The organism is Streptomyces barringtoniae, from assembly GCF_020819595.1.
Lineage (GTDB): Bacteria > Actinomycetota > Actinomycetes > Streptomycetales > Streptomycetaceae > Streptomyces > Streptomyces barringtoniae.
In genome coordinates this window covers 1-271 of the sequence record NZ_JAJHNP010000139.1, presented here as the reverse complement: position 1 = coordinate 271, position 271 = coordinate 1, and the positions used below count along the sequence as shown (strand labels likewise).

1 protein-coding gene is annotated in these 271 nt (G+C 73.4%); it reads right to left on the bottom strand.

Annotated features, from left to right (window positions below; translation table 11 throughout):
• Positions 1-257 (bottom strand): SpnB-like Rossmann fold domain-containing protein (locus LMU33_RS41085; protein WP_372478168.1); only part of this gene is annotated, 257 nt, incomplete at its 3' end.
• Positions 258-271 lie beyond the last annotated feature (14 nt).

Below are 271 nucleotides of genomic sequence, written 5' to 3'. Positions count from 1 at the left end.
GCGCGCACACCCCGCACACCGACCGACAGCTCGGGCTCCGGCACCGACAGCCACGCCGGATCGATCCCGGACACCGACTCATCCACATCCAGCAGCACGAACCGGCCCGGGTTCTCCGACTGCGCCGACCGCACCAGACCACGCACCGCCGCACCCGCAAGACCACGCGTGACGACCACCAGACGCGACCCGGCGAACCGCTCCCCGGCCAGCCAGCCCTGCACCACAGCCAGCGCCCGCCGCACCGCCTCACGCACCACCCCGGCAGACA